The organism is Synechococcus sp. CS-1333, assembly GCF_025128015.1.
Classification (GTDB): domain Bacteria; phylum Cyanobacteriota; class Cyanobacteriia; order PCC-6307; family Cyanobiaceae; genus MW101C3.
Genome location: NZ_JAHLYO010000031.1, coordinates 39,409 through 63,252 on the forward strand (window position 1 = coordinate 39,409; position 23,844 = coordinate 63,252).

A 23,844-nucleotide genomic window follows, 5' to 3' on the forward strand; every position below is an offset into this window, starting at 1 on the left:
TCAGTAGCTGGAAGGTGGCGGCGACCCTGGCGCCGTGGCTCAGAACAGGAAGCGGTAGCGGCCGTTGTCCGACGACTCCTTGGAGGAGCTGGCGGTGCCGGCGGTGCTGGGCCAGTCGGCTTCCCAGTAGCTGATGCCGTTGCGGTCGAACGGGCGGCCGCCGAGCCGCTCGGTGCTGAGCTGGGTGGAGGCCATGGCGGTGATCAGGCCGCCGATCTGCATCGGCCCGAGATCGGTCTTGACGTCCTCCCCGGCGGCGGAGAGCAGGGTGGGCAGACGCATGAGGTTGTCCGGCCGGATCAGCTTGCGAAACACCGCGGCCAGCACCAGCTGCTGCCGCTCGATGCGGCCGATGTCACCGTTCTCGTCGTGGCGCCAGCGCAGGAAGCCCTCCAGGTCGCGGCCCTTGAGCGTCTGCATGCCCGGCTGCAGGTCGATGTAGAGGCCCTGGCTGTTGTCGACGTAGTACATGCGCTTGGGCACATCCACCTCGACGCCACCGAGCACATCGCCCATGCGGCGGATCGCGCTCAGATTCACCTTGATGTAGTGGCCGATGGGTCGACCGAGGCGCTCGGAAAGCTCCTCCTTCGCGGCTTCGATTCCGCCGTAGGCGTAGAGAGCGTTGGCCTTGACCGGGCCGAAGCGGGCGGAATCGATGTAGGTGTCTCGCGGCACCTGGGTGATCTGGGTTTTGCCGTTCTCCACCCGCAGCGTGAAGATCACATCGGTGTTGCCACCCCCCACGTCGGAGCCGAGCACCAGCAGGTCGCGATCGGTGTCAACCCAGCTGCCGAAGGGATTGCGGAAGCCTTCCAGCTTCACAGTGGTGTTGCCCTTGATCAGATCGGCCAAGGGCACCGCCAGGGCGAGGCCGCCGCCGAGCCCGAACATCACGGCGAGCAGGATCGGCCCCAATCCGCTGGACCGGCGCTTGGGGGGCGGAGCGCTCGGGTATCCGGCTGAAGGCGCCGAAGGAACCGCTGTGGATCTCTGGCGCTTCGCTGCCGATGTCTTCATATTGAAACCTTATTTCATCCTGGCGGTGGATTTCCCTCCCAGGCCCGCCGGTATCAGTCAGTTTCTGAGCTGGTGACCTCAGCTCCCAGGATCGCGGCGTTGGCGCACCAGTTCCCGCGCCGCCGGCAGGGCCGGATCCAGCTCGATCGAACTGAACGGCGGCAGCGCCTGCTGACGCAGCCAGGCACCCCAGCGAAACTCGTGGAAGGGCAGGGTCGGTTGGGCACGGATCAGCCCCTCCTGCTTCAGCTTCCAGACCAGGCTGCGGTAGGGGTCGTCGTCGAGCGCCTCCAGCCGCCTCGGCAGACGCTCCGCCGGGTGGGGGCCGCGCCCCTCGCCATCGTGCAGATAGAGCCAGCCGCGGCGATTGAGCTCCTCGAGGCAGTGGGCCCTGCTGGCGCCCTCCAGCCGCAGCACCACCGCACAGAACACGCTCACGTCCGGGTCGACGTCGAGCAGCGCCCGCAGCCGGTGATGGCGATCAATCATCCAGTGCTCACCGGCGCTGCTGACGGCGACCGGCACCGGGCGGCTGCGCAGGTAACGGCGGCGGCTGGCAGCGGATTCAAGGCGGAAATCACAGGCCCGGGCCCGCACCTCCGCCAGACCGAGGCAGAGCTGGGTGGGCTGGAGGCGCTCGACGGGCAACTCCAGCAACTCCGTCTGGGACGTCGACGGCAGTTCGTGGGGACCGGAGCTCGGCGCCATCGTGAGGGGGCAGCAGGGGGCCCTGAAGGAGTTGTCCATGCTGCAACATTCCCGCCCACCCCGTCGTGCCGTATCAAGGGGACAGCGGATGCCTGCCGGTGTTCAGGCCAGCAGCGGTTCTTCGCGGCGCAGTCCGGCCTGCACGCGCCAGAGGTTGGCGTAGGCGCCGTTGCGGACGATCAGCTCTTCGTGGCGCCCGGCTTCCACGATGCGTCCCTGGTCCATCACCACGATCCGATCGGCGTGGCGCACGGTGCTGAGCCGGTGGGCGATCACCAGCGTGGTGCGAGAGGCGGTGATGTGGTCAAGGGAACGCTGGATGGCGGCCTCGGTTTCGTTGTCCACCGCGGCGGTGGCCTCATCAAGGATCAGCACGGGCGGATTCTTGAGAATGGCCCTGGCCAGGGCGATCCGCTGCCGCTGACCGCCTGAGAGCCGCTGGCCCCGCTCGCCCACGACGGTGTCGTAGCCCTGTGGCAGGGCCTCGATGAAGCCGGCGGCTTCGGCGAGGGCAGCGGCTCGGGCGATGGCGGTGCGGCTGGCTCTGAAGCTGCCATAGGCGATGTTCTCGGCCACGGTGCCGTGGAACAGGAACACCTCCTGGCTCACCAGGCCGATGGCACGCCGCAGATCCTCGAGCCGCAGCTCCCGAATTGGCTGGCCATCCAGCAGGATCTCGCCCGCCTGCACCTCATAGAGCCGCAGCAGCAGCTTCACGATCGTGCTCTTGCCCGAGCCCGTGGCGCCCACGATGCCCACGGTGCTGCCGGCCGGCACGGTGAGCTCGAATCCATTCAGCAAGGGGTCGCGGCCGCCGTAGGCGAAGTCCACCGCGCGGAACTCGAGCCTGCCCTGCACCTGCTCAAGGGGCAGCGGCCGGGAGCCGCCGGGAATGCTCACCGGAGTTTCGAGCAGATCGAGCACCCGGGTGGTGGAGGCCATGGCCCGCTGGTAGTCGTCGAGGGTGCGGCCCAGGGTCGTGAGCGGCCAGAGCAGACGCTGGGTGATGAACACCAGAAAGCTGTAGCTGCCTACAGCGATCGCTCCCTGCCACGCCTGCAGGCCGCCGATCACCAGGATCGCCAGGAAGGCGAACAGGATCGCGAAGCGGATCAGCGGAATGAAGGCGGCCGAGATGCGGATCGCTCGGCGGTTGCTGGCGCGGTAGGCCTCGCTTTCGCCGCGGAGGCGCTCCAGCTCCCAGGCTTCAGCGGCGAAGCTCTTGATCGTGAGCATGCCGCCGAGGTTGTTGGCCAGGCTGCTGTTCAGATCGCCAGCCCTTTCACGCACCTCGCGGTAGCGCGGAGCCAGCCGCTTCTGGAAGCTGAGCGAGCCCCAGAGGATCACCGGGATCGGCAGAAATGCCACCCCCGCCACGCTGGGGGAGAGCACGGCCATGGCCCCGCCCACCGCCACCACGGTGGTCACCAGTTGCAGCAGCTCGTTGGCGCCATGGTCGAGGAAGCGCTCGAGCTGGTTGATGTCGTCGTTGAGGATCGCCATCAGCCGGCCGCTGCTGCTCGACTCGAAGAAGGCCATCTCCAGCTGCTGCAGATGGCCGTAGGCCTCAAGCCGCAGCTCGTGCTGCACGGTCTGGGCGAGGTTGCGCCACAGCACGCCATAGAGGTATTCGAAGCCGGATTCGGCGCTCCAGGTCACGAACGAGAGCAGGGCCAGCAGCCCCAGCTGGCTCGGCACGCTGCGGAACCCGAGCGCGGCGAGGCTGGAAGTCTGCTGGCGGACCACCACATCCACCGCCAGGCCGATCAGCACCGGCGGCGCCAGATCGAAGATTTTGTTGAGCACCGAACAGAACGCCGCCTGCCACACCCGCCGGCGGTGCGGCCGCAGGGCTCGCAGCAGCCGCTTCAGCGCGGGGGCAGAGTGTTGGGGCTCGTGCTGGGGCGAAGAAAGTGGCGGCATGGCCTGGGCAGGCGTGGCAAAGCGTGAAGCAGAACGGAAGGAAAAGGGAAGAAGGGAGGAAATGGGCGAAGGTCGTCTGATTGTCACGGAACCAACACCCGGCGATCCCGAACCAATGTCTGCCCCTGTCCCCTGGAGTCTGGCCTGGTGCGAGAACGGCGAACTCGCCCCTCAGGACCGTTTCGACCTGCTGCAATCCCTGGTGCTCACCGAGTCCACCGAGGTGCAGACGACCTTGATCGCCACGATCGAAAACCTGCCCCTGGAGCAGGTGAGCCTGCTGTGCACCGATGGTGTGACCAGCCTCTGGAGCTGAACGCTCAGAGCCGGTACTTGGTCGTGGCGAGCTGCCGGCAGATGTCGGTGGCGCCCTGGATGCTGGAGCCCTTGTTCACCTGCTCCACGAAGCAGTTGCAGGTATAGGCCCCCATGCCATCCGGGGGCACTTTGCGGGCCGCTTGGAAGGCGGCCTGGAACCCCGCCAGGCAGAACCTGGTGACGCTGTCGTTGCGGGCGGAAGCCGATGCGCTGAGCGTATCGGCCTGCACCGGTTGGGCAAAGAGCGTGAGGGCACCCAGCGAGGTGAAGGTGAAGACCAGGCGCATGGAGGGCCTCAAGGCAATGGCGGGGAGGGGCTGAAGGGCTCAGCCCTGGTGACGGGAAATCTGCAGCTCCTTGTTCATCACCCGCAGGCGGGCGAGAGCAGCGAACACATCTTCAGGCATTCCCTTGGGCAGATCGATCACGCTGTGCGTGTCGAAGATCTGGATCCTGCCGATGCTGCGGCCGTTAAGGCCAGCCTCATTGGCGATCGCTCCCACGATGTTGCCCGGCTTGACGCGGTCACGCCAGCCCACTTCGATGCGGAACCGGTCCATCTGGTCGTCGGGGGGCGCGCTGCCTTCCTCGCGGAACCCGCCGCCGTTGCGGCCCTGGCCAAGGGGCCGCCGTTGCTCGCCGCGCTCGCCACGGCGGCCATCGCCGTCCCGTTGACGGTCACGGTCGCGTCCTCCGCTCTGCTGCCAGTTTTCTTCACCCTGGGCGAGCAGCGGGCGATCGCCCACGGCGAGCTGGAGGGCGGCCAGGGCCAGTTGCTCCGGGGTGACCTCGATCTCGCGGCCTACCCTCTGGATAATCTCGCTGAGCAGGGCCAGTTCCTGGGGCTCACTTGTGGGCTCCTGCACAGCGGCGGTGAGGCGCTGACGCAGGCGATCCAGCCGGCTCTGGTTGATGTCGGCGTTGCTGGGCACCTCCATCGGCTCGATCGGCTTGCCGACGGCACGCTCGAGACCTGAGAGGAAGCGGCGCTCCCGCGGGGTGAGGAACAGGATCGCGTCGCCCTTGCGGCCGGCCCGGCCGGTGCGGCCGATGCGGTGCACGTAGGCCTCGCTGTCAAAGGGGATGTCGAAGTTGATCACCAGGGTGATGCGGTCGACGTCGAGGCCGCGCGCCGCCACATCCGTGGCCACAAGCACGTTCACCTTGCCGCTGCGCAGCCGCTCCACGGTGCGTTCCCGCTGGGCCTGCGGCACATCGCCGTTGAGCACAGCGACATCGTGGCCCTGCTGTTCGAGCGCTTCGGACACCGCCAGGGTGATGGCCTTGGTGCGGGCAAAGATGATCACACCCTCGCTGCTTTCGGCCTCGAGCACCCGGGTGAGAGCTTCCAGTTTCTGGGATCCGTTCACCACCAGATGGCGCTGGCGGATGGAACTGGATTCAGCGCCTTTCTGCCGGATCGTCACTTCCGCCGGGCTGCGGAGATAGTTCTTCGAAAGCCGCCGGATTTCGGACGGCATGGTGGCGGAGAACAGGATCACCTGCCGCTCGCTCGGCAACTGCCCCAGTACCCACTCCACGTCGTCGATGAAGCCCATGCGCAGCATTTCATCGGCTTCGTCGAGCACGAGGCTGCGCAGGCCGGAAAGATCAAGGGTGCCCTGGCGCATGTGATCCATCACCCGGCCAGGGGTGCCCACCACCACCTGCACGCCACGGCGCAGACGCACGATCTGATCGCGGAAATCGGCTCCGCCATAGATGGGAAGCACCCGCACCTGCGGGAGCTTGTTGGCATAGCTGTTGAAGGATTCCGCCACCTGCAGTGCCAGCTCGCGGGTGGGCGTGAGCACCAGCACTTGCGGGGTGCGTTGGGCCGGATCGAGGCGAGCCAGCAGGGGCAGGGCGAAGGCGGCTGTCTTGCCGGTGCCGGTCTGCGCCTGGCCGACCAGATCGCGGCCCAGCAGCAGCTCAGGAATGGCGGCTTTCTGGATCGGGGAAGGCTCGGTGTAGCCGCAGCCTTCGACGGCCTCCAGCAGCTCGGCGGAGAAACCAAAGCTGGCGAAGCCGTTCTTCGCTTCGGCAGGTGCTGCGGTGGTGGTGAGCGGACCGATCAGGGTGCTGGCTTCGGTTGTGGCGTCCGTCACGGCGGGGCTGGTGGCTTCCAGGGCGGTGAGATCGACGCTCGTCAGCGGCAGGGCTGGCGTGGCGGCGGAATCCGCGGCGATCGGGTCGGCGGAGAGGGAAAGGGTGGTGATGGGATGGCTCGTCGAGGTGGAATTGGAGGCGGAGAGGGACGCGTCGGTGTCAACAGAGCACGCGAAGCTCTCGCAAGCAGAAGGCTGGGTCACGAATCTGGGTGGGTGGCTGGGGCCTGAGGAGTTCCTTCAACACAGGCCGGCAGCAACCCGAAGCTCATGGCCTTGATGGCCTGTAGCACGCCTGCCTTGCCCTTCATCAAAGGGTGAGTGCACAATGTAACACCTGAACGGCCGGAATCCCCGTCATGTGCTGCTGACGGCCCGGCCGTAATCGTCCTGCCAACGCTCGATATCACTTTCTTCGAGACGGTCGCCCCGCTGCACCTCAATCAGGACCAGATCGCTGGAGCCGGCGGTGAGCCGATGCATCGCGCCCACAGGGATGAACAAGGTGACACCCGGCCGGGCCGGGATGGATTCCCCCTCCAGTTCAAGCCGACCGTTGCCGGCCACCACCACCCAGTGCTCACAGCGGTGGCGATGACGTTGGAGGCTGATGCGCTGGTGGGCCAGCACCAGCAGCCGTTTCACCCGGTAGGACTCACCATCGGCAAGGGTCTCGAACCATCCCCAGGGGCGTTGGCATCGCCCTGATCCGGCGTCAACCTGGGCCTCGGGGCCGGGCGGTAACTCGCGGCCGGCTTCAGGCAAAGGCGGAGGGTTGCCAGGCCTGAGCGCGCTCCAGGCTGATTTCGGCGATCTTGTCGTGGGCGTGCAGCCGGCGCTGAATCTGATTCGTGCAGTTCTGCCAGCCCGGGGGTGTGGTGGTGGCGTCGAAGCAGGCTTCAGAGCGGTCGTCGAGCATGCGCCCGAGCGTGGCCTCGGCTCCGGCCTTCGGATCCGGCAGCAGGAGGTAGTAGCGAACCATCGACGCTGCAGCGGAATGCAGGTTCAGTCTGTCGCATGACGTGGTCAGTGAAGGGCGCCGCGGGCCTGACACAGCGCGCGCGGCTCTTGCCGCTCGTTGCTGGTTCGATGCTGCGCAGCATCCGACTGGGAATGCCCGAGCTTGAGCGATTCGAGACCGTGGACGGACCCACCAATTGATCTGTAGCAACGGCGTCATCTGGTGGCAAGGCTGAGGGGTTGGATGCTGGGCGGATCTTTTCTGCCCCTCATGCCCAGTTCGCAGCGTCTCGCGGCCATCCAGTGCATCCAGGAACGGCCATCCCCGGAGTTTCCTCCCATTGCGCCCCTCTCAGAGTTGTGGGCGTCTGACGTTTTCGATCTGGCCAAGATGAAGTCGTCCTTGCCGAAGGACATCTTCAAATCGGTTCAGAAAACCATCAAGGAAGGCGGCAAACTTGATGTTTCCGTGGCCAATGTTGTAGCCCAGGCGATGAAAGACTGGGCGGTGGGCCGTGGCGCCCTCTACTACGCCCACGTGTTCTATCCGCTCACCAACTCCACGGCGGAGAAGCACGACGGCTTCATCTCCACCCAGAGCGATGGTTCGGCCATCTGTGAATTCACCGGCAAGGTGCTGGTGCAGGGTGAGCCTGACGGTTCCTCCTTCCCCAACGGCGGCATCCGCTCCACCTTCGAAGCCCGCGGTTACACGGCCTGGGACATCACCAGCCCGGCCTTCCTGATGGAGACGCCCAACGGCATCACCCTCTGCATCCCCACGGTGTTCGTGTCGTGGACGGGTGAAGCCCTCGACAAGAAGACACCGCTGCTGCGCTCCAACGCCGCGATGAACAAGCAGGCCCAGCGGCTGCTCAAGTTGCTCGGCAACACCGAGATCGCCCCGGTCAATTCCAGCTGCGGTGCTGAACAGGAATACTTCCTGGTCGACAGCGCCTTCGTGACCCTCCGCCCCGACCTGCTGCTGGCGGGCCGCACCCTGTTCGGCCATCCTTCCGCCAAGGGCCAGCAATTCGACGACCACTACTTCGGTGCGATCCCCCAGCGGGTGCAGGTGTTCATGCAGGACGTGGAACGCCAGATGTACAAGCTGGGCATTCCCGCCAAAACCCGCCACAACGAAGTGGCACCGGGCCAGTTCGAGATTGCTCCGTTCTTTGAGGCGGCCAACGTGGCCACCGACCACCAGCAGCTCACCATGACGCTGCTGAAGAACACGGCGCGCCGCCACGGCATGAACTGCCTGCTGCACGAGAAGCCCTTCGCTGGCATCAACGGCTCCGGCAAGCACGTGAACTGGTCGGTGGGCAACGGCACCCAGGGCAACCTGCTGGATCCCGGCAGCAGCCCCGAGGAGAACATGCAGTTCCTGCTGTTCTGCGGTGCTGTGATTCGTGGCGTGCATCTCTACGGCCCGCTGCTGCGTGCTGTGGTGGCCACGGCCGGCAATGATCACCGCCTCGGTGCCAACGAAGCGCCGCCGGCGATCATCTCGATGTACCTCGGCAGCCAGCTGGAAGAGGTCTTCACGATGATCAAGAACGGCAACCTTGGCAGTACCGACCACGGTGGATTGATGCAGCTCGGTGTCGACACCCTGCCCGAGTTCCCCAAGGATCCGGGTGATCGCAACCGCACCTCCCCGTTCGCCTTCACCGGCAACCGCTTCGAGTTCCGCGCCGTGGGTTCGAATCAATCCGTGGCCGGCCCGCTGGTGGCCATGAACACGATTCTGGCCGACTCGCTCAAGTACGTGGCCGACGAACTGGAGGCCAAGATGGGTGCCGGTGCGTCGCTGGAGTCGGCAGCCGCTGCAGTGCTGCAGGCGATCATGCAGCAGCACGGCAATGTGGTGTTCGGCGGTGACGGCTACTCCAGTGAGTGGCATGAAAAGGCCGTGACCGAACGGGGCCTGGAGAACCTCCCCACCACCGCCGATGCGCTGCTCGTGCTGGAGCGGGACGACATCAAGGCCCTGTTCGAGCGCACCGGTGTGCTCACCCCGGTGGAGCTGCACAGCCGCTTCGAGGTGTATGCCGAGCAGTACGTGCTGGCGGTGGAAGTGGAGGCCAAGTTGGTGCTGCAGATGGCCCGCACCCAGGTGTACCCCGCCGTGATGACCTATCTCGGTCAGCTGGCCAACTCCCTCCACTACCAGGAAACCCTGGGTCTGCCGCCCGATCGGGCCATGGCCGGCCGGATCGCCACGCTCAACCAGGAGCTGCTGGCCAACTGCGTGGCCCTGGAGTCCGCTCTGGCCAGCCCGCCCCACGGCGAGGCTGCCCACATGCGCCACTGCGCCGACACCCTGCTGCCGCTGATGTACAAGATCCGCGAAGCCGTCGACGGGCTCGAAACCCTGGTGGACGACAACGCCTGGCCGCTGCCCACCTACCAGGAGATGCTGTTCATCAAGTAGTCAGAACGCTGGGGGGCGGGTGCCGTCCTGCCCCCTTTTCTGTTCTGTGCGCAGCTCTGAAACCTTGCTCAGAGGCTTGATCTGAATGCTCCACCTCCGGGGTCCTGGCCGCTTCACCGCGTGCCGAGGCCCCGTTTTTTGCCGAGCCCTGTTGCGCTGAATGGTTAGCGCTCCTGTGCCGGGTCAAACCGTAACCAGCCGGTGAGCAGTGCGCCGATCACCGAACTGACCGCCAGGCCAGTCAACACCGCACCCGTTCCCCAGCGGTGCAGCAACCCCGGCAGTGTGAGGGCGGCGAGCACCGCGCCGGCTTTGCCGGCAGCGGCCGCAAGGCCCGCCCCCTGGCCGCGCTGGGCGATCGGGAACACCTCTCCTGCAAGGAGATAGGTGGTGGCATTGGGGCCGGCGTTGGTCATGAACAGAAACAGGCCCACCCCGGCGATCACCAGGCCGGGCGCCTGAACAGCCCCGCTGCAGCCCCACGCCGCCAGCGCCAGCCCAGCGGCGCAGCCCCCGAAGCCGGCCACCTGCAGCCCGATCCGGCCCAGGCGGTCGACCAGCACGATTGCCAGGCCGATTCCTGCCACGAACAGCCCATCGGCCGCTGTGGCCCAGCCCAGGCTGTGCTGTTGCACGCCGCCCTGCACCAGCAGTTGCGGCAGGAAGATTCCCACCCCGTAGGTGCTGAGGTCCTGCACAAACCACGGCAGCCCGGCCAGCAGCAGTGGGCGCAGTGAAGGAGGCGCCAGCGGGCTGGGTGCGCGAGGTGGCAACGGGTTGGGCAGAGGATGCGCCGTCTCGGTCTGGCCAGTGGCTGACGCCGACCCCCCTTCTCCAGCGGCCTGCGGCTGGGCAACACCCGGCGGCCGCCAGCCAGGGCTTTCCGGCACCCCCAGCCGCGCCCAGGTGAGCAGAAGCACCGGCAGCACCGGCAGGAGATAGAGGCTGCGCCAGCCCAGTGGCCCCAGGCTGCCATGAGCAGCCAGCAGCCAGCCCAGCAGGCTGCCGCTCAGTGCCCCCACGGCCTGGCAGCCGAAGGCGCCCAGCACCAGCGGGCCACGCCAGGCCGCCGGCAACTGTTCGGAGATCACCAGATGGCCGGTGGGGTAGTCGGCGCCGAGCGCCAGGCCGATCAGCAGCAGTGCCGCCACCAGGCAGGTGACGTTCGGACTGGCGGCGGCCCCCAGCAGCCCCGCCAGCAGAAGCACCAGCTCGGCTAAGAACACCGGCCGGCGGCCCCAGCGGTCGGCCAGCGTGCCCAGCAGCGGCGCGCCCACGAGGATGCCGATCAGCGGCGCGGCCGCCAGCAGACCCACCGCTGCCCTGGCCGGCGCCAGCTCCGCCTGCACCAGCGGCAGGGCGATGCCCCCCATGAACACCACCAGCCCCTCCAGGTATTTGCCTGCGGCGGTGAGGCCCCAGATCCGCCAGTCCGACGCTGTGAGGGTGGGCCTGCCCGCAGGGATCACGAGCCCGGCGCCGGCGCCCAGGGCGGCAGCGGTGGGGTGACCAGCCAGGCCTCCTGGCGCGCACGGGTGAGAGCGGTATAGAGCAGCCGCCCCTCCCAGCGCTCACTCCTGGGCAGCAGCACCACCACCTCCTGGTACTGGCTGCCCTGCGATTTGTGGATCGTGAGGGCCAGCGCCGGTTCCGCCCCTGGCAGGCGGGCGGGATGGAGCAACCGGGGCCCGGCTGTGTCGTCACTGAACAGCAGCAGCGTCTCGCGCCCCGGCCGCACCACCACGCCCACATCGCCATTGGCCAGGTTCTGTTCCGCCAGGTTGCGGCTGCACAGCACCGGCGTGCCCAGCGGCCAGGCTGCCGCGCCCCGCTCGGCGGCCTCCCCCAACAGGCGGCGGTGCAGGGCCTCCACCCCCCAGCTGCCACTGCGCACGGGCGTGAGCAGCACGCAGGCTTCCAGTTCGTTCAGCAGCGCCTGGGCCGCGGAAAGCTGGCTGGGATCAAAGGCCATCGCCAGTTCCCGCAGCCGTTCCTGATGGGCGCGCAGCCGCTCCAGCGGTGCTTCAGGCAGCCGCGGCGGCTCGCAGCGCAGCCAATGCAGGTTGTCGCGCGGTTGGAGTGCGGCAAGGCTTCGCTCCAGCCGGGCGCCGCCGCCGTTGCGCACCTGGGCGGCCACGGCGGCGATCGCCCCTTCGTTGCGGTAAGGGGTGGCCAGTTGCACCATCGCTTCCCCCAGCGAGGCGCGGCGGTGGTCGTCTTCGATGGCGATCAGCACGGCGCCGGGGCTCACCGGCGGCAACTGGGCCGGATCGCCCACCAGCAGCAGCTGGGCCTGCTGCGGCAGGGCGTCGAGAACGGCTGCCATCAAAGCCAGATCCAGCATCGACACCTCATCGATCACCAGCAGATCGAGGGCGAGCGGGTGGCGGCGGTCGCGGGCGAAACCATCGCCGCGGCTTTCCAGCAGGCGGTGCAGGGTGGTGCAGGGCAGGGCCATGCAGCGTTCGGCCAGGTCGTCGGGCAGGCGGTCCCCGCGTTCCCGGATCGCCTGCCGCAGGCGCGTGGCGGCCTTGCCGGTGGGCGCTGCCAGGTGCACCCGCAGGTCGGGGCGGGCCTCCAGCGCCGCGGCCAGCATCTGCACCACCGTGGTGGTCTTGCCGGTGCCCGGACCGCCGCCGAGCAGCACCAGCCGCTGAGACAGCAGGGCATCCACCGCCCGCACCTGTTGAGAATCGAGGGCGCCGCGGCGGCAGGCCGTATCGCACAGGCGCTGGCGATGCTCCGGCGGCAGCGCTGGCTCCAGCGGGCTCAGGGCCCGCTGCCGCAACTGGGCCAGCACGTCGTCGAGCTGGTCGCGCCAACGCCGCCAGGCCAGGCCACCCGCTGCCGTGTGCACCAGCGGGGCCGGGCCGGCCGGCGAGGCTTCCCGGCCAGCGTCCAGCAGAGGGGAGCGCTCCAGCGCTGCCCGGTGGCCCTCCGGCCAGAGGCCGGCGGCCACGCTTTCCGCCCCGATCCCTTCCGGCGCCGTTCCCGCCAGCGGCAGCTCCAGCTCGCCGCGTTGCACCGCCAGCGCCAGCGCCAGGATCAGCTCCTCCACCAGCGGATCGCGCTTCACCCCGTAGAGGCGCGGCAGGGCTTCGGCCAGGGCCATCCCCAGCGTCCAGCCAGACGCTGCCACCGCGCCTGTGGCTGCTGTGGTGAGAGCCCCGAACGGCGCGGGTGCCTGTGCTTCTTGCGAGGCATCCGTCATGGCTGCCCCTCCCGCAGGGCGGCATCGAGGGCCAGCAGCCGATCGGGATCGACCGCTTCCACGAACATTCCCGGTACGGCCGCTCCGGGCCCGGCCGCCTGAGCCCGCTCCCCCGGCACGCCGCGCAGAAACACGTAGACGTAGCCGCCCAGATCGCGCTCGGGGCTGTAGCCCGGCAGGCGCCAGCGCAGGTAGCGATGCAGCGCCACCAGATAGAGGTGAGCCTGCAGTGGGTAGTGATTTGCCGCCATCAGCGCCGCCATCGCCGGCGGGCCGTAATGCAGGGGTCCGCAGGCCAGCGGTTGGCCGTTCTCGCCGCGCTCACCCAGCCAGTTGCTCTTCCAGTCGGCCACCCACCAGCGCAGCTCGCCAGCGGCGGCGGGAGCGGTGAACACCAGATCGATCGAGCCGGTGAGAAAGCCGCGGCTGGCCACCGGCAGCTGCTCCAGCTGGCTGGCGTAGGTGGCGCCGAAGGCCCCGCTGGGATGGTCGCGGAACGGGGCTGCCAGCCCGGCGGCGCGCACCAGCGGCGAGTCCTGCTGGGACGCCCTCGGCTCAGAGGCCAGGGGCAGGTCGAAGTTCATTTCGTTCAGCCGCCGCGTCAGAGGCAGCTCGGCGAGGCGGAAGCTGCCCAGCGGGCCGCCCATCGGGGTGAGGCGCAGCTGCTCGAGGCCGGCCAGCACGGCATCCCGCTGCTCCAGGTCGATGCCGGCCCGCCCCAGCTCCAGCTCCACCAGGGCGGCGGTGGCGGGATCGGCAACGGCACGGCGTTGATGGTCGACCTGCTCGAGGATGCGGTGCAGGCAATCGCCGGCAGAGGCGCCCCGTGGGAAATCCTGCAGGGGGCCGTGGGCGTCTGGGTCGGAGCTGGCTGGGTCTGAGTTGGCTGAGCCAGAAGTGACTGGACCAGAAGTGGCTGCGTTGGAGCCGGCTTGACCAGAGGTGCCCGGCTGGGAGGTGGCTGGCCCCGAGGTGGCGCTGGCTGCCGCTTCGATCATCGCCTCGATCGGCGGGGCGGCGGTGTTGGCATCGGTTTCACGACCGTCTTCGAGCGCCGCCGGAGCCAGGGCAGCGCCGCTGCTGTGGTGCGTCCAGCTGGAGTAACTGCTGCGGCCCCAGTTCCCATCGAGCAGCCGCTGCGGCACCGGGCCTGTGTGCAGCGTGCCGTGGCGGGGCGGGGACTGCCAGCGCCCCAGGACGTCAGCTTGCGCCGGCAGTTGAATCCAGCTCAGACCACTCAGCGCGTCACCTGGGCCCAACACCTGGGTGCTGGAGTCGTCGGCGCCGGGCTCGCTCAGGGGCTGGCCGGGGAACAGCCAGGGCCGCAGCGGATTGGCCTCCTGGTCTTGTGAGGGCCCGTAGACGAGCACGAGCAGCTGCATGGCGCGGGTCAGCGCCACGTAGGCCAGCCGCTCCGCTTCCTGCGCCTCCGCCTCATGCTTCTGCTGCCGTGCTTCGCGGCCCACGCCCCAGCGCTGGTTCACGGAGATGTCGAGGCTGGGGCCCGCGGCACCGGGAGGTGTCCAGCGCACGCCAGGGTTGGCGGCGGATGTGGCTGCGGGGGGCGCCTGCCAGAGATAGGGACAGATCACCACCGGAAACTCCAGCCCTTTGCTGCGGTGCACCGTCACCACCCGCACCGCTGATTCCACCGCATCGCTGTGGGGCTGGTGCCGTTCCGGCGGGTCGTTGGGCGGATGGCGGCGGCGGCGACGTAACCAGTCGGCGGCGGCCACCGCCCCGAGCTGTTCGTTGTGCATCTGCTCCTGCACCAGCTCAGCGCATTGCTGCAGATCGGCGAGCAGCCTGCCGCTCTGCGACAGGCGCCCCAGCCCCTCCCCCTCCAGCAGTTCGGCCAGCACCCCCAGCAGGCCCCGCAGCCCCAGCCCTTCGGCCAGCCGCGCCAGACGATCGGCCAGGGCATCCCAGTCGGCCGGGCTGGCGGCGGTGAGGCGCCGGGGACTCCAGCTCAGCAGGGGGGAGGCGGCCAGCAGCCGCTGCCGCGGACCGCTGCCGGGTTCCGCCAGGGCATCGAGGAGGCGTTGCAAGGCACTGGCCCCTTCGCTTTCGAACACATCGCCCTTGCTCACCAGCCTGCTGGCGATGCCCCGTTCCTCCAGGGCGCGGCGCAGGGCGTCGGCCTGGGAGTGGCGACTCACCAGCAGACAGATGTCGCCCGGTTCAAGCGCCCGCTGCTCAGCGTGCGCGTGCACCTCGATGCCGCGCTGCAGCAGGTCCAGCGTCAGCGCACCGATCTGCCGCGGCAGGGTCTGCTCCAGCGCGGTTTTGCTGGGCAGCTTCGCCCCGGCGGCGGAGGATCCAGGCTCCGGCCCCAGCCACAACAGTTGCAGCGGCGCCTGGCCTGGGGGCAGCTGCAGGTGCAGCGCTTGCCGCTGCGGCTGGGCCACCACGGCGGGCACGGGCAGGTTGGTGCGCACCAGCCCGGGGGCCATCAAGTGGTTGAGCGCGGCCACCAGGGGCTCTGAGGCGCGGAAGTTGTGGCGCATGCTGCGGATGGAGGGTTCGCCTGCCGCCGCCGGGGTGCGGGCCGCCAGTTGCCGCGCCGCCAGGTAGGTGTCGAGATCGCCGCCACGGAAGCGGTAGATCGCCTGTTTGGGGTCACCCACGATCACCAGCAGATGCTGGCCGGCGCCAGCGGCGGGGGCAAAGGCCTGCCGCAGCGTGCGCCACTGGATCGGGTCGGTGTCCTGGAATTCATCGATCAGGGCCGCCCGGTAGCGGCGGCGCAGCGCCTCGATCAGCGCGGGACGCTCTGTGCCCGTCGGGCCGGGATCGAGGCCTTGCAACAGCTCCCCATAGCTGATCCGCCCAGCCCGCTGCCGCCGGCTGCGCAGTTCCCCCACGCCCCAGTGGCAGAAGTGGGCCAGCACCGCTTCAGCGGGGCCGTCCACCAGCGCGGCCACCGCCTCCAGCAGCGGCCGCTCCGGCAACGACACCGGCGGGGTTTCGAACGTCTCGGCGACCTTCGTGAAGACGGCGGGATGGAAGTAGTCGGGTAGCCAGCTGCGTTTGTCGATGCGCAGCTCGGCGTAGGAGCCGGGATCGGGCTGGGCGGCGAGCCAGGCGTTGAGCTCCTCGACCCGCTTGGTCCTTGGACGGCCCGCGTAGATCCCGGTCTTGCTGGCCCCCGCCGCCTTCCATTGCCTGGCACTGGTACAGAACGTCTGCTCCAGCGCTTCCCCCCGCGCCGCCCATAACGGCTTGAACCGCTCCCACACCTGGCCCCAGAAGGCGGTGAGCTGCTCCTGCAGCGGCGCCTCGGCCCGCCAGCCGTCCGGCAGGGGCGGGGGCGCCAGCGCCGCATCGCCTTCCAGCAGCTGGAGCAGGCCGTTGAGGGTGGCCGGGGTCACCTTGGCCCGTTTCAGCCCTTGCAGCAGGTGAAGCGGCAGGGGCAGCACCTGGCTGTGCCAGTAGTCGTGGACGATCTGCTCGGCGAGCTCGGCCCCCTCTGTTTCCACCTCCAGCTGCGGGCCCAGGCCTGCCTCCAGCGCCTGGCGCCGCAGGTTGCGGTGGCAGAAGCCATGGATCGTGGTGATGTCGGCGGCATCCAGCTCTTCAAGGGCCAGCAGCAGCCGGGCGCGCAGCTGGGGCAGGTTGGTGCCGCTAGGCAGCTGCTCCAGCCAGCCGGCCAGCACCGCGTCCATGGCGGGCCGGGCGGCGGCAGGTGGCTGCAGCGTGTTCGGTGCCTCGAGAGCCTGCAGCGCCTCCAACGCCTCGAGGGCCTGCTGAAACCGCCGGCCGATCCGGTCGCGCAGTTCGGCTGCCGCCGCTTCGGTGAAGGTCACCACCAGCAGTTCCCGCAAGGCCAGGGGGCGCTCCATCAGATGGGGCTCTGTCACCAGGCGCAGCACCAGATGGGCCAGGGCGAAGGTTTTGCCGGTGCCTGCACTGGCTTCGAGCAGCCGCAGGCCAGCGCTGAGCGGCAGGGCGTTGGCATCGAACTCCAGCAGCGGCCTATCGGCCGCATTGGCGCAGGGGTCTGGCTGGCTGCTGGCGTGGCTCATGGCTGGCTCACGGCTGCACCTGCGCTTCCAGCAGCGGCGTCCACAGCGCCAGCGCCAGGCCGCAGAGATCGCCGAAGCGTCCGGCCAGCAGGTCGGCGGCGGGCGTGCCACCACCGAAGGCCAGCGCCAGCGGTGCCTCCTCCCGTTCCGCCATGGCGAACAGCCCCCCTTCCCAGGCGCTGCTGGCGGCGCTGGCACCACTGCCGGGTTTATTTTGTTCCGCCAGCGCATAGGCGTAGCCCATGGCCGGCGGCACCGGCCAACAGCGCAGGCGGTGCTCCTGGCGCCAGCGGATCAGGCCGTTGAGCTGCTGCGCCGCTTCCTCCTGCGTGGGAGCCGCCCAGACGCCCACCACCTTGAAGGCCTCCTTGTCGCGGGCGATCAGGCGGGCTTCCCTGGGGGCGGCACCGGCCGCGGCGGCCAGCAGCAGCTCCAGCCACAGGCCGAGGCGGTCGCAGGGGCGGGGATTCCCAAGCCGCACCTGCACCAGCGTGCTGCCGTGTGCCACCAGCTCGGCGGCCAGGGCCCGCGTGGCCGCGCCCTCCTCGCCTTGCTGCCAACGCAGCGCCAGGGGTTGTGGCTCGCCCAGGCCCGCCAGCAACTGCTGCAGCGTGTCCCAGCGGCCCGTCAGGGTCTGCACTTCCAGGGCTCCGGCACTGAGCGGCGGCAGCACACCACGCCCCTGCGCCAGGTGGCGCCAGTCGGGGGCGGGCAGGGGGGTGTTCTGCGCGGCCAACTGCCCTGCTGCCGGTGCCGCTGGCCGTGCGGTGGCCTGCCGCTCGTGCTCCTGACGCAGCAGCCAGGCCCGCTGCCGTTCGTCGAGTTCGAGCGCTTCGAGGTCATCGAGCGGCTCCACCCACTCCCTGGGCCGCAGCCCCAGCTCCTTCAGCCACTGGGCCTGGGGCGCCAGCAGCCAGTCGCGCAGGTCGCTCCAGGGATCCAGCTCGGCCTCGCTCACGCCAGCTACGCGGCCGGCCCGCGCCTCCAGACCAGCGCCGAAGGGTTGTTCGGCCGGCTCCTGCAGAGCCAACGGCCAGGCCGGTGCCAGCGCTACGGCGCCATCGAGCTGCTGGCGTGCCAGCAGCTGTCGCCGGTCGCAGCTGGCCGGTGGCCGCTCGCCCGTGGCCAGGAAGTTGACCCGCTCCAGCGGGTTGGCGGCATGGCTGACCACCAGCTGCTGCGCCACCGGCTCCCCCAGCTCCGCCTTCAGCAGCTCCAGCCACTGGCGCACGGCGGTGGCCGGTGGCATCTCTTCCCCTTTGCGCTCCTCGCGGCTGGTCCAGGCGATCAGCAGGTGGTCGCGGGCAGACAGCAACGCCTCCATCAACACGTAGCGGTCCTGGTCGGCGGGACTGGGGTCACCAAGCCGCCGTTCCCGTTCCATCAGGTCGAAGCCGGGTCGCTGCCGTTGCCGTGGAAACACATCGGCATCGAGGCCCATCAGCACGATCACTCGGTGGGGAATGGCCCGCATCGGTTCCAGGGCGCTGATTGTGAGGGCGCCGCTGCGATGGCCGAAGCGGCCGCTGTCGCTGGAGAGGCGCTCCTCCAGCACGGCGGCCACCACCGGCGCTCCGATCGGCAGCGGGCAGCGGGCGGCGCTGCCTTGCCACTCGGCGATGGCGGCACGAATCGCCTGCAGCTCCCAGGCCCGCTCCCCTCCCTCGCCGAACAGCTCCGGCAGCAGGGTGGCCAGGTGGCTGCCCCAGGTGACGGCGCTGCGCGGCCGGCCCAGCCCTTCGAGCACGCGCTGCAGCTGGGTGAGCAGCCGGATCCAGCGCGCCTGGCGCTCCACGCTGCCCCCCAGCGCCTGCGGGGCGGTCAGGCCCACGGCCACGCCCGGTTGATCGGCCAGCACCTGGCCCAGCAGCAACCGGTCGATGGCCCAGCGCAGGCTGTAGGTGGGATCACCGCCGCGGGCGGCGCCATCGAGGCCCCAGCGGAAGCCTGCGGCCTGCAGCGCGGCATTCAGGGCGGCCGGTTCATCGGCTTCCAGATCGAAGTGGGTCTGCAGGGCGCCGTTTTCCAGCAGCGCCTCCAGCGCTGAGGCGGTGAGCCGCTCTCCCCCCAGGCGCAGCAGCTGCAGTAGGGCCCCGCCGATGCTGGCGTCCCCCTGCTGGCTGCGGTCGGTGAGCCGCCAGGGGAGGGTCACACCGGTGGCGCCGCTGTCGCCGAACACCGAGCCCAGCAACGGCGCCAGCTGCTCCACCTGGGGGGTCATCACCAGGATGTGGCGTGGTTCGAGGCTGGGATCCGCGGCCAGCAGCTGCAGCAACCGGTCGCGCACGATCTGCACCTGGCGCAGCCGCCCCGGACAGGGGTGGAACTCCAGCGAGTGGTCCCCGGGCGCCAGCGTCAGGGTGGGCCAGGCCTCCGCCTCCACCAGCTGCTGCTGCAGCTGCTCCAGCAAGCTGGGCGGCCGCCGCCCCTGGTGCTCGGCGCCACTGGCCGGCAGAACGAAGAGATCGCGGGTTTCCTCGGCGGCCAGCTGGGTGTCGCCGGTGCCCTCCAGCAGTTGCTGGAATTCGCCGCCGAGCCGCCCGAAGCGGGCTTCGAGTCCGGGTGTGCGCGCCAGCCAGTCGAGGTCGTGGGGATCGGCCAGCTCGATCGCCACATCTAGGCTGCGGCGCCGGTCGCTGCAGCGCTGCCAGAGATCGCGGCAGGGGGTGAGCAGGTAGAGATCCACAGGCACCACGGAGGCGAGCGCCTGCAGCAGGTGCACCTGCACCGGAGCGGCACTGCTCAGGCCGAACAGCCGCAGCGGACCCTGGAGCCCATCGAGGCAGGCAGTGCCGTGGCGCAGCCGCTCGATCGCCGTGAGCACCTTGAGGCCGAAGGGCGGCCGGCTCAGCCGCTCATGCAGCTGGCGGAACAGGCGCGGTTGCCAGAGCTGATCGGCCGGCAGCGGCTGGCCGCGGTCGTTGTGGTCATGGCCGCGGCACCAGGCGGCCACCATCGCCGGCCGGTAGAGGCTGAGGTCGTCGAAGCTGTCGGCGATCGCCCGGCCCAGTTGCCACAGGGGCAGATCGAGGGCCGGCCGCTGGCCATGGCCGCGCTGCTCCAGCCAGTGGGCCAGCAGGGCGGCGTCGGGGCCGGCGGCGAGCGCGGGGAGCAGCTCCAGCAGCGGCCAGACCAGCTCGGTGGCCCGCCACGGATCACTGTCTGCGGCGCCTTCGCCCAGCAGACCGTCCACGGTCTGGCGCAGCTCGCTGGTGAGAAAGGGAAAGCGCAGGTTGGCGGCGATACCACCGAGTTCCAGGGCCAGCTGCTCGCCCAGCCAGCGGCTGGTGGGCCAGGTGTTCACCACCACCCGCACGGTTTCAAACGGCCCAGGCGGGTCGTGCAGCAGCTGGAGCGCCAGCAGGGCCGCCAGCTGTTCAGCGCGGTTGCTCCGGAAAACGCTCAGCACGGCGCCGCCGCTGGGCTGGTCAGAAGGAGCCGAGCGCGGCCTGGCCTGCGCGAGTCCGCTGCGGATAGCCCGTGCCGGGCACGGAGATGCTGGCGCCGCTCTCGGGGCAATAGGCGGTGAGGGTGCCGCCGTAGCAGGCGCCGGTGTCGATCATCACGATGCGGTTGAGGCGACGCACCGTTGGGGCCGGCGTGTGACCGATCACCACATCGCCGAAGCGGCCGTCGTAGGCCTGCCAGAAGGGCAGACGGATGCTCAGATCAGGCGCCCAGGTGTGGGGGTTGAAGCCAGCGTGGGTGGCAACCCAGCCCTCGCCTGCATAGGTGAGCGGCAGCACGTCGAGGCGCTCCTGCCACAGGCGGCAGCGTGAATCCCCCAGCTGGCGGTAGGTATCACAGCCGGCCAGGGCGGGGTTGCGCAGCCAGTTGCCCCGGCGCAGCGAATCGAGCAGCCGCTGCTCGTGGTTGCCGCGCAGCCATACGGCGCGGCCTTCCTGCACGAGACTCCAGGCCAGCTGCATGGCCCGCTCGATGTGGGGGCCGCGGTTGATCACATCCCCGCACAGCACGAGGCGATCGCCGGTGGGCAGCTGTTCCAGCAGCGACTGCAGGGCATCGGCGCAGCCATGCACGTCACCGATCACCCAGTGACGGGAAGGCTGCGAAGGGGGAAGCATGCAAAGAATGCGTTAACGACAGTCTCGCCCGGCGCACGTGAATCTGTCAGCCCCCCCGGGCAGCAACCGCCTACAGGCGCTGATACGGTCCGGCAGGCGTCGTTGCGGGCCCATGAATCCAGCCTCCCTCCCCCCGTCCCAGAAGGTGAAGGCGCTGGTGAAGGCGCTGAATGGCGCCAAACGCACCAACGAGGCCCTGGCGCGCTGCCAGGACGGGGACGAAATGATCGAGGTGTTGCTGGGAGCCTCCGCCAAGCTCGGCCTCGGCCTCACCCGCGAGGAGCTGCTCTCCACTCCGCCGATCCGCGACTGGATCTGGTGGAAGAACAAGGAGGCTTTGCTCACGATCGGTGACAACCGCCCGCGCTACCAGCAGGACGTGCGGCCCACCCCGCAGGCGCCGTCGCCAAAGCTGCCCACCCCGGAGGGTGCCGAGGGCGAGAAGCGCAAGCGCTTCTTCGGCCTGTTCTGAGGGTGGTGCCGGCGCGGCCATGGGCTTCCTTTGCCGCAGACACCTCCGCCGCAAACACCTCCGCTGCGGACACATTTGCTACACATTTCGCGCCAATGGGGTCCGCCGCGCGCACGATCCGCGCTGAAGTTCCGCACCAAGCGATCAACGCTCCACAGGATCTACCGATTCTTTACAGGAGATCGGCTTCATTTTTCGGCCGTTGCCACCACTTCAGCTGACAAAGTGGGCAGCCAAGCCATGACAGCGATCCAACACTTGACTCCCACCAACCTCCACTGGCAGGAGAACGGAGAACTCCATCCCGACGATCTGGAGTGCCTCCGGGATCGCTGGCTTGCCGACGCTGCCCTGGATTCCCGCCAGCACCACCACCTTGCCGGTTGGGTGCAGCACAAGACCAAAGCGCCGCTGCGCCGCAGCTGAGCAGGAAGGCCCCGCGTTGTCGGGGGTCAGCCCCTACTGCCCCGCACCAGCGGGGCTCAACACCAACACACCACAACCATCACTGCACGTCGCCCAGGCTGATCCGCCCGGGCTGTTGCAAGTGCCTGCGCCCTGCTCAGGTGGTGGCCAACGGGTCTGAGATGGTGGCTGAAGGAGCCAGGAAGCTGCCCTTCGCCACGAATTCCAGCCTCAATTTTAGGAATTCGATGAATTTCGGGTCGGTGGACACCACCGCGGCCGCCGGTCTGGGCACGCTGCTGCCCACGGTCTCCAGTTCAGCGGCCTCCAGAAAGGCCGGCCGCGACACGAGCCAGAAGTCGATCGGCTGGTTGCGCTCGGCGTAGTGGCGACGGCGTTCGCGCAGCACTTCCTCCAGCGGCTCCTCCACGGTCAGAAACGCTTCGCTGGCGGCAACGAAGTGATAGGTGAGGGGCGCAGGCAGGGTCATGGATCGATCGAGCCGAACAGGGGATCGCGGCGTGGATTCTGAACCAGCGCCTTCATCTGGCGGACCGCTTCCTGCAGGCCCACCGCCAGGGCGCGGGCCACGATCGTGTGGCCGATGTTCAGCTCCTCCATCCCTTCGATGGCCGCCACCGGCTCCACGTTCTGATACGTGAGCCCATGCCCGGCATTCACCCGCAGCCCCAGGCTGCGGGCCACGTGGCTGCCTTCGGTGAGGCGTGCCAGCTCCAGGGGCTGTTCGCTCCAGCTGGCCTCGGCGTAGGCGCCGGTGTGAAGTTCCACCCAACGGGCGCCACTGGCGGCACTGGCCTCCAGCTGGGCGTTGTCGGGGTCGACGAACAGGCTCACGGGAATCCCCGCCGCCTGCAACCGGCCCACCAGAGGCCCCAGGCTGGCGGCCTGGGCCCGCACATCGAGTCCGCCCTCGGTGGTCACTTCCTCCCGTTTTTCGGGTACCAGCGTCACCATGTCCGGACGGATGCGCAGGGCGATCGCCTCCATCTCCGCCGTGGCGGCCATCTCCAGGTTGAGGCGTGAGCGCACGGTGGCGCGCAGCAGTTCCAGATCCCGCGGCTGGATGTGCCGCTGGTCTTCCCGCAGGTGCACGGTGATGCCGTCGGCGCCACCCAGCTCCGCCAGCAGGGCCATGGTCACGGGATCGGGTTCCACCGCACGGCGGGCCTGGCGCACATTGGCGATGTGATCGATGTTGACGCCAAGGCTGGCCATGGCAAAACCGGGAGGTTCCTGGATCCTATGGATCTCCCCCAGGCCACTGTCCTCTGGCCGCAGCGGCAACTGCCCGTGCCCTTCGGCGCTGCGCAGCTGTGACTCTTAGCTTGCAGGCACCTTCAGCGGTGGGCGGTGACAGCGCAGTCGCAGCAGCAGATCGAGCCGGAGAGCGCGGCCTGCCCGCCAGCCCCTGCAGCGCCCACGCCTGATGGCGCCACACCTGCGGCTGTCACTCCGGCGTTGATCCGCCGCGAGCGGCGACTCTGCAACGGCATCAGCCCCTGGCTGGCGCCTCTGGCCATGGCTGTCACCCAGGATCTGGCCTTGCCCTTCCAGTTTCGCCGCATTCACGTGCTGGGCCGCCAGCACCTGCCCGGAGAGGGCGCCGTGCTGCTGGCTCCCACGCACCGGGCCCGCTGGGATGCCCTGGTGCTGCCCCATGCGGCCGGCCGGCGCGTCACCGGCCGCGACTGCCGCTTCATGGTGACCCGCACGGAGATGCAGGGCTTGCAGGGTTGGTTCCTGCACCGCCTCGGTTGTTTCCCGGTGGACCAGAGCCGTCCTGGCACCACCCCGCTGCGGTACGCGGTGGATCTGCTGGCGGCCGGCGAGCAACTGGTGGTGTTCCCCGAGGGGCACATCCGCCGTGAGGACGGCCCGATCCGTCTTCATCAGGGACTGGCCCGGCTGGCGGGGCTGGCGGCAGGGCAAGGGGTGGCCGTGAACGTCGTGCCGGTGGGAATCGCCTACGGGCATGGCCGGGGGCTGCGTCGGGATGAGGCAGCGGTGTGTTTCGAGGCCCCGCTCACGGTGCAGAACCAGAGCCGTGCTTCGGTCAAGGGCCTCAATGCCCAGCTGGCGGTGGCGATGCAATCAGCTGAGGAAGCGGCCCGCGTTGCAGTGGGTCGGCCGATGCCAGGCGCCTAGAGT

At 69.2% G+C, this 23,844-nt stretch carries 19 protein-coding genes; 5 read left to right on the plus strand and 14 right to left on the minus strand.

Annotation, left to right across the window (positions count from 1 at the left end; genetic code table 11):
• Positions 1 to 39: 39 nt before the first annotated feature.
• From KQ303_RS11970 to KQ303_RS11980, 3 genes are all read right to left on the minus strand, one after another.
• Entirely contained in the window at positions 40 to 894 is an 855-nt protein-coding gene (locus tag KQ303_RS11970) for an LCP family protein (protein ID WP_233132847.1), read from the minus strand.
• A gap of 204 nt (positions 895 to 1,098) precedes the next feature.
• Entirely contained in the window at positions 1,099 to 1,728 is a 630-nt protein-coding gene (locus KQ303_RS11975; protein ID WP_259730463.1) for a ParB/Srx family N-terminal domain-containing protein, read from the minus strand.
• A gap of 102 nt (positions 1,729 to 1,830) precedes the next feature.
• Positions 1,831 to 3,651 carry an ABC transporter ATP-binding protein gene (locus KQ303_RS11980; protein ID WP_259730464.1) on the minus strand — a complete coding sequence of 607 codons (1,821 nt, stop codon included), beginning with the start codon at positions 3,649 to 3,651 and terminating at the stop codon, positions 1,831 to 1,833.
• A 115-nt stretch (positions 3,652 to 3,766) separates the two neighbouring features.
• Here KQ303_RS11980 and KQ303_RS11985 point away from each other — a divergent pair, with 115 nt between their 5' ends.
• Positions 3,767 to 3,967, plus strand: coding sequence for a hypothetical protein (locus KQ303_RS11985; protein ID WP_094511019.1), 201 nt, complete (start codon positions 3,767 to 3,769; stop codon positions 3,965 to 3,967).
• 4 nt (positions 3,968 to 3,971) lie between these two features.
• On the opposite strand, the gene KQ303_RS11990 is transcribed toward KQ303_RS11985, so the two are convergent.
• The 4 genes from KQ303_RS11990 to KQ303_RS12005 all read right to left on the minus strand — a co-directional run bounded on the left by KQ303_RS11990 (position 3,972) and on the right by KQ303_RS12005 (position 7,059).
• Positions 3,972 to 4,256 (minus strand): hypothetical protein, encoded by a 285-nt coding sequence (locus KQ303_RS11990; protein ID WP_259730465.1) that lies wholly within the window; start codon positions 4,254 to 4,256, stop codon positions 3,972 to 3,974.
• Positions 4,257 to 4,295: 39 nt separating this feature from the next.
• On the minus strand, positions 4,296 to 6,128 hold the full coding sequence (locus tag KQ303_RS11995; RefSeq protein WP_399233683.1) for a DEAD/DEAH box helicase: 1,833 nt from the start codon (positions 6,126 to 6,128) through the stop codon (positions 4,296 to 4,298).
• 306 nt (positions 6,129 to 6,434) lie between these two features.
• A complete protein-coding gene (locus KQ303_RS12000) occupies positions 6,435 to 6,842 on the minus strand; it encodes a phosphomannose isomerase type II C-terminal cupin domain (RefSeq protein WP_259730467.1) in 408 nt (135 codons plus the stop codon).
• Entirely contained in the window at positions 6,835 to 7,059 is a 225-nt protein-coding gene (locus tag KQ303_RS12005; RefSeq protein WP_094511015.1) for a hypothetical protein, read from the minus strand. Before KQ303_RS12005 ends, KQ303_RS12000 begins: the two co-directional genes overlap by 8 nt.
• Positions 7,060 to 7,308: 249 nt before the next feature.
• On the opposite strand from KQ303_RS12005, the gene KQ303_RS12010 reads away from it, so the two are divergent.
• Positions 7,309 to 9,477, plus strand: a complete 2,169-nt coding sequence (locus KQ303_RS12010; RefSeq protein ID WP_259730468.1) for a glutamine synthetase III — start codon at positions 7,309 to 7,311, stop codon at positions 9,475 to 9,477.
• A gap of 164 nt (positions 9,478 to 9,641) precedes the next feature.
• On the opposite strand, the gene KQ303_RS12015 is transcribed toward KQ303_RS12010, so the two are convergent.
• The 5 genes from KQ303_RS12015 to KQ303_RS12035 all read right to left on the minus strand — a co-directional run bounded on the left by KQ303_RS12015 (position 9,642) and on the right by KQ303_RS12035 (position 20,798).
• The gene (locus KQ303_RS12015; protein ID WP_259730469.1) at positions 9,642 to 10,946 is read right to left on the minus strand and encodes an MFS transporter; all 1,305 of its coding nucleotides are present in this window, start codon (positions 10,944 to 10,946) and stop codon (positions 9,642 to 9,644) included.
• Complete coding sequence (locus KQ303_RS12020; protein ID WP_399233686.1) at positions 10,943 to 12,334, minus strand: AAA family ATPase; 1,392 nt, start codon at positions 12,332 to 12,334, stop codon at positions 10,943 to 10,945. The genes KQ303_RS12015 and KQ303_RS12020 overlap by 4 nt, the downstream gene beginning before the upstream one ends.
• Positions 12,335 to 12,684: 350 nt before the next feature.
• A complete protein-coding gene (locus tag KQ303_RS12025; RefSeq protein WP_259730471.1) occupies positions 12,685 to 16,713 on the minus strand; it encodes a UvrD-helicase domain-containing protein in 4,029 nt (1,342 codons plus the stop codon).
• Between the two features lie 7 nt (positions 16,714 to 16,720).
• Positions 16,721 to 20,122: an exodeoxyribonuclease V subunit gamma gene (locus tag KQ303_RS12030; RefSeq protein ID WP_259730472.1), complete on the minus strand. Its 3,402-nt coding sequence runs from the start codon at positions 20,120 to 20,122 to the stop codon at positions 16,721 to 16,723.
• Between the two features lie 19 nt (positions 20,123 to 20,141).
• Positions 20,142 to 20,798: a metallophosphoesterase gene (locus KQ303_RS12035; protein WP_259730473.1), complete on the minus strand. Its 657-nt coding sequence runs from the start codon at positions 20,796 to 20,798 to the stop codon at positions 20,142 to 20,144.
• Positions 20,799 to 20,910: 112 nt separating this feature from the next.
• Here KQ303_RS12035 and KQ303_RS12040 point away from each other — a divergent pair, with 112 nt between their 5' ends.
• Entirely contained in the window at positions 20,911 to 21,270 is a 360-nt protein-coding gene (locus KQ303_RS12040) for a hypothetical protein (protein WP_255099671.1), read from the plus strand.
• A 258-nt stretch (positions 21,271 to 21,528) separates the two neighbouring features.
• Entirely contained in the window at positions 21,529 to 21,696 is a 168-nt protein-coding gene (locus KQ303_RS12045) for a hypothetical protein (RefSeq protein ID WP_255099670.1), read from the plus strand.
• A 136-nt stretch (positions 21,697 to 21,832) separates the two neighbouring features.
• Here KQ303_RS12045 and KQ303_RS12050 read toward each other — a convergent pair whose 3' ends face one another.
• Positions 21,833 to 22,165, minus strand: coding sequence for an MgPME-cyclase complex family protein (locus KQ303_RS12050; RefSeq protein ID WP_259730474.1), 333 nt, complete (start codon positions 22,163 to 22,165; stop codon positions 21,833 to 21,835).
• Entirely contained in the window at positions 22,162 to 22,911 is a 750-nt protein-coding gene (locus KQ303_RS12055) for a pyridoxine 5'-phosphate synthase (RefSeq protein WP_259730475.1), read from the minus strand. Before KQ303_RS12055 ends, KQ303_RS12050 begins: the two co-directional genes overlap by 4 nt.
• A 243-nt stretch (positions 22,912 to 23,154) precedes the next feature.
• Between KQ303_RS12055 and KQ303_RS12060 the strand changes: the two genes are divergently transcribed.
• The gene (locus tag KQ303_RS12060) at positions 23,155 to 23,841 is read left to right on the plus strand and encodes a 1-acyl-sn-glycerol-3-phosphate acyltransferase (protein ID WP_259730513.1); all 687 of its coding nucleotides are present in this window, start codon (positions 23,155 to 23,157) and stop codon (positions 23,839 to 23,841) included.
• Positions 23,842 to 23,844: the final 3 nt, after the last annotated feature.